The following is a 14771-nucleotide window of genomic DNA, read 5'->3' as shown; positions in this document are numbered from 1 at the left end:
AAAAAGGGAATCTGGGTAGCGAGACCCGTCAGTCGTCGACCTTCAGGGCGGCGATGAAGGCTTCCTGCGGAATCTCAACCCGACCGAACTGGCGCATCTTTTTCTTGCCCTCCTTCTGCTTCTCCAGAAGCTTGCGCTTACGGGTGATGTCGCCGCCATAGCACTTGGCGGTGACGTCCTTGCGTAGCGCTCGGATGGTCTCGCGGGCGATGATCTTGGCCCCGATCGCTGCCTGGATCGGAATCTGGAACAGATGCTGCGGGATCAGATCCTTCAACTTCTCGCACATCGCGCGGCCGCGATATTCGGCACGAGTACGATGCACCAGCATTGAAAGCGCATCGACCGGTTCCGCGTTGACAAGGATCGACATCTTCACGAGATCGCCGGGGCGATAATCGGTGATCTGGTAGTCGAAGGATGCGTAGCCCTTCGAGATCGATTTGAGCCGGTCGTAGAAGTCGAACACCACCTCGTTCAGTGGCAGGTCGTAGGTCACCATCGCACGCGCGCCGACATAGGTGAGCTCGATCTGGTTACCGCGGCGATCCTGGCAGAGCTTCAAGACCGCGCCTAGATAATCGTCCGGCGTCATGATGGTCGCGCGAATCCAAGGCTCGCGGATCTCCTTGATCTTCACCACATCCGGCATATCGGCGGGATTGTGAAGGTCGATCATAGAACCGTCGTTCATCTCGATCTGGTAGATAACAGACGGGGCTGTTGCGATCAGATCGAGGTTGAACTCGCGCTCCAGGCGCTCCTGAATGATCTCCAGATGCAGCAGGCCCAGGAAGCCGCAGCGGAAGCCGAAACCCAGCGCTGCCGAGGTTTCCATCTCGTAGGAGAAACTCGCATCGTTGAGGCGAAGCTTGCCCATCGCTGCGCGCAGATCCTCGAAGTCGGCCGCGTCCACCGGAAACAGGCCGCAGAACACAACCGGCTGCGCCGGCTTGAAGCCCGTCAGGGCTTCCGTGGTTGGCCGCTTTTCTTCGGTGATGGTATCGCCGACGCGCGTATCGGCGACCTCCTTGATCGAGCCGTTGAGGAAGCCGATCTCGCCCGGGCCGAGTTCGCTCATCACCACCATCTTCGGCGTAAACACGCCGACGCGGTCGACATCATAGGCCGCGCCCGTGCCCATCATCTTGATGCGCTGCCCTTTCTTGAGCACGCCATCGATAATGCGCACGAGGACGACGACGCCGAGATAAACGTCGTACCAGCTATCGACCAGCAGCGCCTTGAGCGGTGCCTCGCGGTCTCCCTTCGGCGGCGGCAGGCGCGTGACGATGGCTTCGAGCACGTCCGCGACGCCGAAACCCGTCTTCGCCGAGATCATTACCGCGTCGGATGCATCTAGACCGATCACGTCCTCGATCTGCTGCTTCACCTTTTCCGGCTCGGCCGCCGGGAGGTCCACCTTGTTGAGGACCGGCACGATCTCGTGATTATTGTCGATCGCCTGATAGACATTGGCCAGCGTCTGAGCCTCAACGCCCTGCGAAGCGTCGACCACCAGGAGCGAGCCTTCCACGGCGGCGAGCGATCGGTTCACCTCATAGGCGAAATCGACGTGGCCAGGGGTATCGATGAGATTGAGCGTGTATTCCTTGCCGTCCTTGGCCTTGTAGGTAAGCCGGACGGTCTGCGCCTTGATCGTAATGCCGCGCTCGCGCTCGATATCCATGCTGTCGAGCACTTGCTCGGTCATCTCGCGCGCGGACAGGCCACCCGTCATCTGGATGAGACGGTCGGCCAAAGTCGACTTCCCATGATCGATATGGGCGACGATGGAGAAGTTGCGGATGTTGTTGAAGGGCGCTGTGCTCATGGCGCCGCGAGATAGCACTGCCGCCAAGGCGCCACAAGGCACGGCAACCGGCGAACCGGCTTGCGCCGCGCGAAACCATCGCCCACATTCCGGCCGCCTGCCCCAAGGAGCCATCATGCCCGAGCTGAAGATTGCCGTCGTACCCGTCACTCCGTTCCAGCAGAACTGTTCCATCGTCTGGGACGAGGCCACCAAGAAGGGCGCGGTGATCGATCCTGGCGGTGACCTGCCGCGCATCCTGGCGGCGCTGGAGGAGCTGGAAGTCACACCGGAAAAAATCGTCCTCACCCACGGACATATTGATCATGCAGCCGGCGCCGCCGAGCTGGCCGAGACGCTGAAGATCCCAATCGAAGGCCCGCATCAGGCGGACAAGTTCCTGTTGGATGATCTCCCGGCTGCCGGCGAGCGCACCGGCATCCCCGGCCGCGCGGTCACACCGGGCCGCTGGCTCGACGAGGGAGACACGGTGGACATCGGCGGCGTCGCCTTCGAGGTGCTGCACGTACCCGGCCATACGCCCGGCCATATCGTGCTGGTGAACCGCGCCAACAACATCGCCATCGTCGGCGACACTCTGTTCCAGCGCTCCGTCGGCCGCACGGATTTTCCCTATGGGGATTCCGAATTGCTGATTAACGGCATCAAAACCAAGATCCTGCCTCTCGGGGACGCTTTCACCATCCTGCCCGGCCATGGCGCAGCTTCCAACATCGCGTTGGAGAAGCGGACCAATCCATTCCTGCGTTGACTGTGGAATTTGCCTAAGAGAGGCGCCACGAAATAGTTACTCGCGCGGATGCCGCGCGCATCTGATTATGGCGGTACACCAGCCTCGGAGTCCCGCGATGATGCGCTTCGTGACCGTGTGCCTGCTTGTCCTGCCATGCCTTGCGAGTGTGGCATGGACGGCCCCGGCCCTCGCCCAGGCCGACCGCTGCCCCAAGCTGGTGGCGAAGAACCCGTTCCTGCAGTCTCTAGAGACGCGCGCGCTTCCCGCAGCCTATCTTCAACCCCGACAGGTCGGCCTGACCTATATTGGACACTCGACCTTCCTGATCGAGACGACGGGCGGCGTCACGGTAGCGACCGACTACAATGACTATGTCCGGCCCGACATCGTCCCGCGCGTCGCGACGATGAACCGGGCGCACATGACCCATTACTCGCTGCATCCGGACCCCGGCATCGAGCATGTGCTCAAGGGCTGGCGCGACGACCGGGACCCCGTGCGCTACGACATGGAGGTCGGTGATCTCTGGATCGGCAACCTGCAGACCAATATCCGCGACTGGGAAGGCGGCACGATACGGAACGGCAATTCAATTTTCATCTTCCGCGCCGCGGACCTGTGCATCGCCCATCTCGGCCACCTGCATCATCTCCTGACCAAGCAGGATCTCGGGGCACTGGGTCGTATCGACATTGTGCTGGCGCCGGTTGACGGCAGCTACACGTTGGATGTCGACGGTATGGTGGAAGTGCTGAAGGCCCTCGAGTCGCCGGTCGTGATCCCCATGCACTACTTCAATCAGGGCACGCTCAACCGCTTTCTCGAGCGCTTTTCCAGCAGCCAGTACGAGATACGCCGCGAGGAATTCCCAACGCTTGTCTTCTCGCGCGAGACGCTGCCGATCAAGCCAACGGTTATCGTCCTGCCCGGCCGTTGACGCCCTCTTAATCAAGGACGGCTAAACTGACGGCCAGCGCAAAACGTGCGGACCCGTGATTGAATCAATTTGTGCGCAACCGCCGCCAGGTTCCCGACTCAATCTCTCAGGAAAACGCCCCAAGCACCTGAATCAATCCGGCCACAACACGGGACAAGTGACGGATTCAATTTCTGAGAAAACCCCACTAAGTTGGCGATTCAGTCTGCGCAGACTCTCACGCAACCACCTGTTTGGACTCGCACTTCTGGTCGCGCTTAAAGTGACCTAAGATCAGATATGCGCGACAAGAGCCGAACTTGAATCAGTTTCGCACGGCCGTCCCGGACCAGCCGTTCAGCCGCGCCCGAACAACCGCGCCAGCCAAGCCTTCACCACAGCGAAAAACAGTGAACCGGCATCCAGCGGCGCGGCCGCGGAGGCGGTTCCGTTGCCTTTGATAGCGGCATCGAGATTGGCTGCGAACGCCGCCGTCATCCGTGCGGCGAGGTCACGAGCCAGCGCACCGCGGCTCATCTGTGCGAGCGGCCCCTGAAGTACGTAGGCGACATCTACCCGCACCCGTGTCGCCGCGCCCGCCTCGATTTCGGTGAGGACATAATTCAGACGAGCCTGGATACGTGTCGCGCTGCGGCTGTCGACCCCGCGTCCATCAATGGTGCCGGACCAGTTGGCCGGGTTGGAGGCGATCATGCCGACACCACCGAAAGCCGCCTGAATCGGACCGAGCTTGACGGCCATCTCAGCAACGACGTTCCGCCCATCGCAAGGCTGGGTGAGGCGCGCGCCCGGCAGGCAGGCGATGACGCGCGCGGGATCCTGAAACAGCTCCCATACCTGTGCGCGGGGGGCGGAGACGTTGAATTCTTGAACGATTTCAACAGGATTGCGCAGAGGCTCGACGACAAACGCGGCCTCATCCGCAGGTGCTGCGCCGGGCGCGATAACGGGATCGGCGGCCGCGATCCTTGCTGGCGTCACCGGCAAGGCGAGAGGCGAGGCATAATGTGGAGCGTTGACCTCGCTTCCGCGCGTTACCACGGGCGCCGCGTCGACACGCTCCTGCGCGACGCTCTGGATCGCCCGCACGATGCCGACATAGCCGGTGCAGCGGCAGAGATTGCCGGCCAGTTCATGGCGGATCGCCTCCTCATCGAGGCCCGGCCGGCGCAGGACGATGTCCCGCGCCATGATCAGCATGCCCGGCGTGCAGAAGCCGCACTGCAATCCATGCTCACGGGTGAACGCCTCACGCAGGCAAACCATCACGGGATCGTCGATAAGCCCTTCTATCGTCGTGATTTTTGCGCCATCCAGCGCTACGGGATAGGCAATGCAGGAGCGCGCCGGAGCGCCATCGATCAGCACCGTGCAGGCGCCGCACACGCCGTGCTCGCACCCCAGATGCGTGCCGGTGAGCAGCAGCTCCTCGCGCATGAAATCAGCCAGATGCTGGCGCGGCTCAACCTCGGCCGTGATCGGCCGACCATTGATCTCGATACGGACGGGCTTCATGCAGGGAGGCTCTCATCTTCCAGCGCGGCGATCGCCTGGCGGATCACGGCACGGCGCAGCCGCAGGCTGGCGGGGTCGGCGGCAAGGCCAGCCTCGCGCATAACATCCTCAAGAATATCGGGATTTCGGATCGCATCCGCCGCGTCGTCGACCACGATCTGGCGCGCTTCCGTCGCCCCTATGACAAGGCGATGCACGCCGCGGGCGGGATCGGCGAGAACGGCGCACATCGCTTCCGCGAACTCGCCGACCTTGCGACAGGATTTGCGATAGCCGAAGCGGGCCTGCGGCGTGCAGCGCGGAATGAAGATCCCGGCGACGATCTCGTCCGGCGCCAGCGCCGTTTCAAAGGCGCCGACGATGAAGTCGCGCACGGACATTTCCCGCTGGCCGGTGGGTGCGATGAGGTGGACGATGGCGCCTAGTGTGGCCAGTGTGGCCGGCCAATCCGCCGCCGGGTCGGCATGGGCGAGACTGCCGCCCATCGTGCCTCGATTGCGCACGGCGCGGTAGGCGATGCCGCGCGCGATCCGCGCGAGAAATCCGGGTGTCGGATCGGGCACCGCGCCGTCTTCGAATTCGGCATGGGTGATGCCAGCGCCGAAGAGAATGCCATCGGCGCGCTCCTCGACCCGTCTAAGCTCCGGCAAGCGGCCGACATCGACCAGCAGCGGCGGACGGGCGAGGCGCAGGTTCAGCATCGGGCCGAGGCTCTGGCCGCCCGAGAGCGGCTTGCTCCCGCCCCTCCCCAGCGCAGAGAGGGCCGCCGCGATGTTCTCAGGGCGCTCATAATCGAAACGTGCGGCCTTCACGACGCCACCTCCGCCGGACGCGCCGCGGCTTCCCGCGCGGTTCTCGCCGCCTCCACCGCCTCGCGCACGCGGCGCGGGGTCATGGGCGACATGGTCAGCTCGACGCCGAGATCGGCCAACGCATCATTGATCGCATTGCCGATCGCCGCCGGCGGCGCGATGGCGCCTCCCTCGCCGATACCCTTCTGACCGAAGCGGGTATTGGGCGAGGGTGTTTCCATATGCGCGATACGCACCTGCGGCATCTCGTTGGCGCCCGGCAGCAGATAGTCGGCAAGCGTCGAAGCCAGCGGCTGGCCGTTCTCGTCGTAGGCCATCTCCTCATAGAGCGCGGTGCCGATGCCCTGCGCCGTGCCACCGTAGATCTGGCCGTCGACCACCTGCGGATTGATCAGCACGCCGCCATCCTCGACGATCACGTAGTCGAGGATCTCGACCTCGCCGGTCTCCGGTTCGACCGCCACCACGCAGGCATGGCTGGCATAGGAGAAGGTGCCGGTGTCCACCGTCGGCCGATAACCGGCGACAAGGTCCAGCCCGTCCGGGTTGGCGTCGGCGGGCAGATTCTGCGGGGCGCGGTAGAAGGTGTGGGCCACCTCCTTGAAGGTGACCGAGCCGGAGGGCCCCACCACCTTCGCCTCCTCGATCCGGACGGCATCGACCGGCGCCTGCAGCAGATGCGCACCAATCGCCGTAATGCGGCCGGCCAGCGTCTCGCAGGCGCTGGCCACCGCTCCGCCCGCCATCACCGCCGAACGCGAACCCCAGGTGCCGGTGGAATAGGGCGTCAGCGCGGTATCGCCGTGAACGACGTTCACCAGCTCGGGATCGATGCCGAGAACCTCGCAGGCAATCTGCGCCAGCGTGGTCTCCATGGACTGGCCGTGGCTCTGGTTGCCGACCCGCACCTCCAGCGTGCCGTCCGGGGTCAGGCGCGCGCCGCACTGCTCGAAACCCGGCACCATGGGGATGCCCCAGCCATGATAGACCGAGGTGCCATGGGCGCCCTGCTCGCAATAGGTGGCGTAGCCAATACCGATGCGCCGCCCGTCCGCCTCCCCGCGTTTCTGGCGCTCGCGCACCGCGGAGTGGTTGATCATCTCATGGGCCCGGCGAAGGCTGTCGGGATAGTCGCCCATGTCGAAATTCTTGCCGGTGATGGATGTGAACGGCATCTGGTCCGGCCGCACCAGATTGCGCATCCGCACCTCATAGGGCTCGATCCCGGCAGCGCGGGCGACCGCATCGATCATCAGCTCCATCGCCGTGCACACGCCAGTGCGCGCGACGCCGCGATAGGGCACGATCGGAGGCTTGTTGGAGCACACCGAATAGGCACGGCAGCGATAGGCCGGAAGATTGTAGGGGCCGGGAAGGTTGGAAACCACCTGGGCCCCTTCCAGACAAGCCGAGAACGGGTAGACCGAATAGGCCCCGGCATCGACATGCGACACCGCCTCGAAGCCGAGCAGCGTGCCGTCCGAATCCGCATAGGCGGTCATGATATAGTGGTGCTCGCGGCAATTTGCGGCGGCGATCAGGTGTTCGCGGCGGTCCTCCAGCCACTTGATCGGCCGGTCGAGGGTCAGCGCCGCCCAGGCACAGCACACTTCCTCGGGCTGAAGCAGCCCCTTCCAGCCAAAGCCGCCGCCCACATCCGGCGCCACGACGCGGATCTTGCGCTCATCGAGGCCCAGGCATTCAGCAAGACCCGTGCGCACGATGTGCGGCATCTGGGTGGAGGTCCACAGGCTGAGCTGCTCGATATGGCGCTCATGCACCGCGATGCAGCCCTTGCCTTCCATCGGCGCCATGCACTGCCGGCTGGTGCGCACCTCGCGCGTCACCTTGATCGGCGCGTCCGCCAGCGCGGGATGGAAATCGCGCTCGGCCTGCGAGGTGAGGAAGATATTGTCCGGCCAATCCTCGTGGATACGGGCCGCCTCGGACGTCACCGCGCGCAGCATGTCGAAATTGGCGCCGAGCTCGTCGTAGTCCACCACGACCAGCTCGGCGAGATCCTCCGCCTCGGCGCGGGTTTCGGCCAGCACCATCGCAACGGGCTCGCCGACAAAGCGCACCTTGTCACTGGCGAGCGAGGGCTGGGCGGAAACCCGGAAACCCGGCAGGCCTGTCTTGGCTAGAATGTCCTTCACGCCCATCATGTCGACATGGGTGAAGGCGCGGCCTTTCAACTCGGGCGGAATGTGGATGGCCTTGATGCGCGCATGGGCGAGGGTCGAGCGCACAAAAGCGGCTTCGAGCTGGCCCGGAAATCGCATGTCGCCGATGAACCGCCCACGCCCCTGGAGGAGACGGGCATCTTCTTTGCGGGGTACCGAAGCACCAACACCACGATGCCCCTCGCGCCGCTCGCTGATCCCCTGCTGAACAGCCATCATTCCCCCGACGGAACCACTTGTGTCAGACACTATCTTATTCGATTATCGAGCTTATCAAACGATATGTGCTGATCTTTGCACAAATAGAAACATTCGCAAGGGCGCGGGCTATCGCAGGGTCTGCGACCCCGGTTCGGGCCAGGAGTGCAAGCGATGAAGTTCGGTCTCGGACAGCCCTTCCGCCGCGTGGAAGACCTGAGGTTCATCACCGGTACCGGAACCTATACCGACGACCATCGCTACGAGGGCGAGCTTCACGCCGCCATCGTGCGCGCACCGGTCGCCCATGGCGTGATCAGAGGCATCGACACCGAGGATGCGCGGGCGCGGGAAGACGTGCTCGCGGTCTACACCGCGGACGATCTCGCGGCCGATGGCATTGGCAGCCTGCCCGTTGTCATCGTGCTCGACCACGCGGAAGGCGGACAAATGCCGCTGCCCGACCACACGCTGCTCGCGCGCGGCAAGGTGCGCTATCTCGGCGAGCCCGTCGCCCTGGTGGTCGCGACTTCCGCCCTCGCCGCCCTTGAGGCGGCCGAACAGGTGATGCTCGACATAGAGGACCTGCCGGCCGTGGTGGAGCCCGCCGCGGCGCTGGCCGACGGCGCACCGCAGCTGTTCGAGGAAGCGCCAGGCAATCTCGCCCTGCATTGGACCCTCGGCGATCTCGACGAGGCGGATGCCGCGCTCGCGGCCGCCGAACGCATCGTCGAACTTCAGCTCGTCAATAACCGCATCGTGGTCGCCTCCATGGAACCGCGCAACGCCATTGGCCTGTATGACGCGGCGGATGGGCAGTTCACGCTGGTTTCCGGCACCCAGGGCAGCCACATGCTGCGCGACTGGCTGTTCGAGGCCGTGTTCGGGCTGCCGGCGGCCAAGCTGCGCGTCATCACCCCCGATGTCGGGGGCGGCTTCGGCATGAAGGCGGTGCCCTACCCCGAGCAGGCGCTGGTGCTCTATGCCGCGCGCAAGCTGGAACGGCCGGTGCGCTGGCAGTCCAGCCGCGCCGAGGCATTCCTGTCCGACACGCAGGGGCGCGACAATTACTCCACCGCCAAGCTCGGCCTCGACGGCAAGGGCCGCTTCACCGCGCTGAAGATCGAGACGCTGGCGAGTTCGGGTGGCGCGCTGTCGGCCTTCGGCGTGTACTGCCCCACCCTTTCCGGCCCGCCGATGGCGCCCGGCGTCTACCGCATCCCGGTGGTCGCCACCGATGTGCGCATCGCCTACACCAACAACGCGCCGATGGACGCCTATCGCGGCGCTGGCCGGCCCGAGGCCGCCTATCTCATCGAGCGGCTGGTGGACAAGGCGGCGCGCGAGCTCGGCATGACGCCGGCCGTTCTGCGCGAGATCAACATGATCACGCCGCAGGAGATGCCCCACACCACCGCGACCGGCGTCGTCTATGATTCCGGCGACTTCGCCAATGTGATGCATGCCGGCATGAAGGCCGCCGACTGGGACGGCTTCGCCGCCCGCCGCGCGCAGGACGACGGCAAGCTGCGCGGCATCGGCCTCGCCTATTACATCGAGCGCACCGGCGTGCCCGGCAAGGAAGGCGCGGCGGTTGAGATCAGCGCCGACGGGCGGGTGACGGTGCATGTCGGCACCCAGTCCACCGGACAGGGCCACGAGACCACTTATGTTCAGATGACCGCCGAAACGCTCGGCATCGATCCCTCGCGCATCGTGGTGAAGACCGGCGACACCGACCAGCCGATCCCCTCCGCCGGCGGCACGGTCGCCTCGCGTTCCATGGTCCATGGCGGCGGCGCGATCCGCCTCGCCAACCGCGCCGTGCTCGCCAAGGCGAGCGAGGCGGCGGCGCAGATGCTGGAGGTCGACACGCGCGAGCTGGCCTTCGATGACGGCGTGTTCCGCGTGCCGGGCACCAACCGCCATGTCGGCCTGCTTGACCTCGCGGCGAAGCTGGGCGGGCTGGAGGGGGTCGGCGATTTCGAGCAGCTTGCCGGCACATTCCCGAACGGCGCCCATGTCTGCGAGGTCGCCATCGACCCCGACACCGGCATGATCAAGGTCGAACGCTATACCGTGGTCGACGATTTCGGCCGCACACTCAACCCGCTGGTGCTCAGCGGACAGATCCATGGCGGCATCGCGCAGGGCATCGGCCAGGCGATGATGGAGCGCACGGTATACGATCCCGAGACCGGGCAGATGCTGTCGGGCTCGTTCATGGATTACGGCCTGCCGCGCGCGGACGACCTGCCCTTCTTCGATGTCGCGACGCAGAACACGCCGTGCACCACCAACCCGCTCGGAATCAAGGGGGCGGGAGAGGCCGGCGCGATCGGCGCGCCGCCGGCCTTCGTCAACGCGGTGGTGGACGCGTTGAGTTCGCTCGGCATCGATCATCTCGACATGCCCCTCACTCCGGCGCGGGTGTGGGAGGCGATCTCGGCAGCGAGGGGTTAGGGAATGGCCGGCAGGGTGGCCTCGTCCGGCCACCAGCCATCCGCGAGCAGGGTGAAGCGCGGGCAACCATAGACGGCGCGGACCCGTTCCGGCGCCAGCACGCCGGCCATGCCGGACGCCCAGCGACTGGTCTGCTTCATCGCCACCACCATGCCAGCGACCTCGGCCCCCGCGCGCTGCATGAGCCGGCAGGAGGCGAGCGCGGTCGCGCCGCTGGAAATGGCATCGTCGACCAGCACCACGCGCCGCCCCTCGATGAGCGGCAGCAGGTTCGGATCCAGCTGCAACCGCTTGCCGGCTTCCGGCGAGGTGATGGAGGAAACCGGCTCGGAAAGCGCGTCCGCGTACCAGAACTTCTTCGAGTAGCCGAGCGGCACATAGCGCCGCTGGCCCAGCCGCTCCGCCACCAGCGCGGCGAAGGACAGGCCGAGCGTCGGCAGCCCGACCACGACATCCCCGCCAAGCTCTCCCGCCTCATGGGCCATCGCATCGGCGAGCGCGGCGACGACGACGTGGGAGGCCTGATTGGCGATCAGCGAGGCAACGGCGTGGGTGCCGTCCGGCAGGGCACGCAGCGGCAGCACCAGCACGCGCCCGTCCGGCAGCCGCACCGGATAGCCAAAGCGATGCGGTGCGGTGGCGGAGAAGCGCGCCGGCACGGCGTCGGTCAGTTCCTGCCAGTAATCCAGCGTCGGTTCGGTAAAGCCGTCACGCACCATCGCACCTCATGAGAAAGGCCCCGGCATGAACCGGGGCCGATCGGGTATTCGCACTCGGACCGACTGGCAAGCCTGTCGCGACGACGTTCAGAGTTCGCCCGCGCTCATTTGCCCGGCGATGAAGTCGGCCTGGCGGATCGCCAGCGCGACGATGGTCAGCGTCGGGTTGCAGGCGCCGCCGGTGGCGAAGTTGGAACCGTCGGCGATGAACAGGTTCGGCACCTCCCACGCCCGCGCGTTCCCGTCGAGCACACCGTCCTCGGGCCGGGCGCTCATGCGGTTCGAGCCGAGATTGTGGCTGGCGGGATAGGCCGGCGCCTCCACCGAACGCTTGGCCCCGGCGGCCTTGTGGATCGAGGTCAGCGTCTTGTAGCCGTGCACCCGCATCTTCAGGTCATTGGGGTGGTCGTCGTAGTGAATGTTGGCGACCGGCACGCCATAGGCATCGACCTCGTCGGTCAGCGTCACCCGGTTGCCGGCCTGGGGCATGTCCTCGCCAGACATGAAGATGCCCGCCATGTTGGCGTATTGCTCGATCACCGAGGCGAAGTCGCGGCCCCACCAGCCCGGATCCATGAAGGCGGCGGTGGTGGGCAGGCCCATCGAGTTCATCTCGATGTAGTAGCCGCCGGCGAAGCCGCGCGCGGGATCGTGGCGCACGAAATCATCGATCATGCCGCCCATGATCTCGCCGCGATGCATGTGGACCGGCTTGTCGAACACCGACCACACGGTCTGGATAAGGTGGCGCAGATAATGCCGGCCGACATGGCCGTAGCCATTGGCGAGGCCGTCGGGGAAGCGCCCGCTCTTGGAATGCAGCAGCAGGCGGGAGGATTCCACGCAGTTGCCGGCCAGCACCACCGCGCGCGCCTTCTGGCGATGCGTCACCCCAGCGGCGTCGACATACACAACCGCCGACGCCTTGCCAGCGCCGTCATGCTCGATCTGCACCGCACGCGCGCTCGAACGCAGCTCCAGCTTGCCGGTGGCAAGGCCGCGCGGGATTTCCACATTCAGCGTCGACCAGCGCGAGCCGGTCTTGTCGCCGGTGATGGTGAAGCCGTCCTGGATCGTCGCCGGGCGACCGTCATAGGGCACCGAATTGATGGCATGCCGGCCGGTGGAGACGTTAAGCCCCAGCGCCTTGGCGCCGGCATACATCACCTTGAAATTGTTGTTCGCCGGCAGGCCGGGCAGCCCGTTGGTGCGGGTCACGCCCATCTTGGCCTCGGCGAGGTCGTAATAGGGATCGAGATCCGCCAGCGTGATGGGCCAATCGATCAGGCTGGTGCCGGGCACCTCGCCATAGACCGTGCGGGCGCGCAGCTCGTCCTCGATGAAACGATAGCAGCAGGCCGACCAGTGGGTCGTGGTGCCGCCGACGACCTGGCAGCTCCAGCTCGGGGTGAGCGGGTGATCCTTGGCGACGCGCCAAGTGCCCGACGAGGTGCGCTTGTCGAGCCAGGACAGCATTTCGTAGCCGCCCCACTCGTCATTGACGAAATCGTCAGCGGTCAGGTGCTTGCCCGCCTCCAGCAGCACCACTTCGATGCCGCGCTGGGCCAGTTCGTTGGCGAGCGTTCCCCCGCCCGCGCCGGAACCGATGATGACGACGACGCCGTCGTCGTCGAGTTGATAGGACGTCATGAGTGGTCGCTCCGCATTCGGTAGGCTGGCTTTGCTCGATCAGACGCCGGGCGGCGGATCGGGCAGCCAGTCGAGATCGTTGAAGCCGCGATTGACGTAACCGCCGAGCTGGACCGAGGCGCCCTCATAGCCGAAGGCCTGCCACACCTCGATGTCGTCATAGAGGAAGCGCACGGCCGAGCGCTGCACCAGCCGGAAGGCCGTGCTCTCCTCGATGCCCTTCAGTGCCCGCACCCGGTAGCTTTCGGTCAGCTCGATGAATGGCAGCGAGGTCGCCCCGTCCAGAAGGTCGATCAGCTCGGCGAAGGTCTGCGCCGCGCCCGGCGCCTTCGCCGCCATGGTGTCGAACTGGAACACGGTGCGGCGGTAGACCCGCTCTGGCAGCCCTTCATGGGGATAGAGCGTGCGCACCACCGCGACCAGCGTCTCGGCGACATGGGCATCGAACAGCGTGAGGGAATTCACCCAGTCCGGCCCCTCCGGGAGCTGGACCGCGGGCGGAAGCTTGGGATCCTTGTGGGCCGTGATGGCGGACATCGGTCGCTCCGGTACTCAGTTCTGCGGCGGAAGCTGCTGCTCGGGCGGCAGCCAGGCGTTGATCGCCACCGTATGCTTGGCGAGATCGGTGGTGTGGCGTTCGCGGGCGTGGCGCTCGGCGGCGAGCAGACGCGCCCGCGTCGGCTGGAAATGCGGGACGACATGGCGGGCGAACAGCTCGTAGTGCCGCATGGTGGCTTCCCTGTTGGCCCAATCATGCGCCAGCATAAGGAAGCAGCCAAATTCGCCCGCGCGGTCGGCGAGCCGCTGGAGAAACGCCACCGCATCGTCCGGCGTGCCGATGACGCCGATGCCGGTCTCGTTCATCCAGGCGATGCGCTCCTCGAAAGTCTCCCCCACCGCGGTGATGGAAGGCATGGCGATGGTCTTCTGGGTGTATTCGCAGAAGGCATCGAAGCCGTGGCGCATGTCCTCGATCGCCTGCTCGCGGGTCTCGGCGACATGCACGTTGACCACAAGGCGCCAGCGGCTGGGGTCCGGCGTGTGGCCGGCCTTGAGCGCTTCCTCGGCGTAGGCGTCCCAGTGCAGCGGGGGTGCGGGGCTACCCACCTTGGGCGAGATGACGCCGGTGGAGAGCAGACCGAGGCCGTGCTTGCCGGCGATGCGCGGGCCGGCCTCCGAGCGGGTCGCGGCGACGCAGACGTCGAACACCGGGTCGGTGTAGGGCGCGACCTGGCAGAAGGCGTTGACCAGCTCGTAGCGGTCGGTCTTGGCGCTCACCGGCTCGGTGGTGGTGAGCAGCTTCATCAGCACGCCGAGATCATGGTCGAGCGCGGGGCGCAGCGCTGCCGGCTCCAGCCCGAACATCGCCGCATCGCTGGGCAGGCCGCCGGGGCCGAAGCCCGCCATGAAGCGACCGCGCATCAGGTGATCCAGCAGGATCATCCGATCCGCGACGTGGTAGGGATTGTGGTAGGGCAGCGGCACGATGCCGGTGCCGAGCTTGATGGAGCGGGTCTGCGCCGCGACATAGGCGAGGAACACCATCGGGTCGGCGATGATCTCGCTGCCCGCCGAGTGATGCTCGCCCACCCAGGCCTCGTCATAGCCAAGCGCGTCGACCCACTGGATGGTCTCCAGATTTCGCTGCAGCGAGGTCGTGATGTTCTGCGTCGGCGGCGAGTTCCATGGCGGCATGAAGATGCCGAAACGGGTCTTGCTCATGGCAG

Annotated in this window: 11 protein-coding genes; 3 read left to right on the top strand and 8 right to left on the bottom strand. The window is 65.7% G+C overall.

Annotation, left to right across the window (positions count from 1 at the left end; translation table 11 throughout):
- Window positions 1-28: 28 nt before the first annotated feature.
- The gene (gene lepA / locus G3A50_RS17875) at window positions 29-1834 is read right to left on the bottom strand and encodes a translation elongation factor 4 (RefSeq protein WP_163076507.1); all 1806 of its coding nucleotides are present in this window, start codon (window positions 1832-1834) and stop codon (window positions 29-31) included.
- A gap of 115 nt (window positions 1835-1949) precedes the next feature.
- Here lepA and G3A50_RS17870 point away from each other — a divergent pair, with 115 nt between their 5' ends.
- Together G3A50_RS17870 and G3A50_RS17865 are read left to right on the top strand one after the other, a co-directional pair.
- On the top strand, window positions 1950-2585 hold the full coding sequence (locus G3A50_RS17870) for an MBL fold metallo-hydrolase (RefSeq protein ID WP_163077804.1): 636 nt from the start codon (window positions 1950-1952) through the stop codon (window positions 2583-2585).
- A 97-nt stretch (window positions 2586-2682) separates the two neighbouring features.
- Window positions 2683-3504 carry an MBL fold metallo-hydrolase gene (locus G3A50_RS17865; protein WP_163076506.1) on the top strand — a complete coding sequence of 274 codons (822 nt, stop codon included), beginning with the start codon at window positions 2683-2685 and terminating at the stop codon, window positions 3502-3504.
- Between the two features lie 336 nt (window positions 3505-3840).
- Here G3A50_RS17865 and G3A50_RS17860 read toward each other — a convergent pair whose 3' ends face one another.
- Genes G3A50_RS17860 through G3A50_RS17850 form a run of 3 tightly spaced genes read right to left on the bottom strand, consistent with a single transcriptional unit; the run spans window position 3841 to window position 8233 of the window.
- Window positions 3841-5019, bottom strand: coding sequence for a xanthine dehydrogenase family Fe-S subunit (locus tag G3A50_RS17860; protein WP_163076505.1), 1179 nt, complete (start codon window positions 5017-5019; stop codon window positions 3841-3843).
- Complete coding sequence (locus G3A50_RS17855; RefSeq protein WP_163076504.1) at window positions 5016-5831, bottom strand: FAD binding domain-containing protein; 816 nt, start codon at window positions 5829-5831, stop codon at window positions 5016-5018. Before G3A50_RS17855 ends, G3A50_RS17860 begins: the two co-directional genes overlap by 4 nt.
- Window positions 5828-8233: a xanthine dehydrogenase family protein molybdopterin-binding subunit gene (locus tag G3A50_RS17850; RefSeq protein ID WP_163076503.1), complete on the bottom strand. Its 2406-nt coding sequence runs from the start codon at window positions 8231-8233 to the stop codon at window positions 5828-5830. Before G3A50_RS17850 ends, G3A50_RS17855 begins: the two co-directional genes overlap by 4 nt.
- A gap of 153 nt (window positions 8234-8386) precedes the next feature.
- On the opposite strand from G3A50_RS17850, the gene G3A50_RS17845 reads away from it, so the two are divergent.
- Entirely contained in the window at window positions 8387-10675 is a 2289-nt protein-coding gene (locus tag G3A50_RS17845; RefSeq protein ID WP_163076502.1) for a xanthine dehydrogenase family protein molybdopterin-binding subunit, read from the top strand.
- Here G3A50_RS17845 and G3A50_RS17840 read toward each other — a convergent pair.
- The 4 genes from G3A50_RS17840 to G3A50_RS17825 all read right to left on the bottom strand — a co-directional run bounded on the left by G3A50_RS17840 (window position 10672) and on the right by G3A50_RS17825 (window position 14766).
- Window positions 10672-11394 (bottom strand): phosphoribosyltransferase, encoded by a 723-nt coding sequence (locus G3A50_RS17840; protein ID WP_246251841.1) that lies wholly within the window; start codon window positions 11392-11394, stop codon window positions 10672-10674. The genes G3A50_RS17845 and G3A50_RS17840 overlap by 4 nt on opposite strands.
- A gap of 87 nt (window positions 11395-11481) precedes the next feature.
- On the bottom strand, window positions 11482-13044 hold the full coding sequence (locus G3A50_RS17835; protein WP_163076501.1) for a GMC family oxidoreductase: 1563 nt from the start codon (window positions 13042-13044) through the stop codon (window positions 11482-11484).
- Between the two features lie 39 nt (window positions 13045-13083).
- Window positions 13084-13581, bottom strand: a complete 498-nt coding sequence (locus G3A50_RS17830) for a hypothetical protein (RefSeq protein WP_163076500.1) — start codon at window positions 13579-13581, stop codon at window positions 13084-13086.
- A gap of 15 nt (window positions 13582-13596) precedes the next feature.
- A complete protein-coding gene (locus G3A50_RS17825; protein ID WP_163076499.1) occupies window positions 13597-14766 on the bottom strand; it encodes an LLM class flavin-dependent oxidoreductase in 1170 nt (389 codons plus the stop codon).
- Window positions 14767-14771 lie beyond the last annotated feature (5 nt).

This window comes from Ancylobacter pratisalsi (genome assembly GCF_010669125.1).
GTDB classification, from domain to species: domain Bacteria; phylum Pseudomonadota; class Alphaproteobacteria; order Rhizobiales; family Xanthobacteraceae; genus Ancylobacter; species Ancylobacter pratisalsi.
This window is presented reverse-complemented; position numbering and strand designations above follow the sequence as displayed.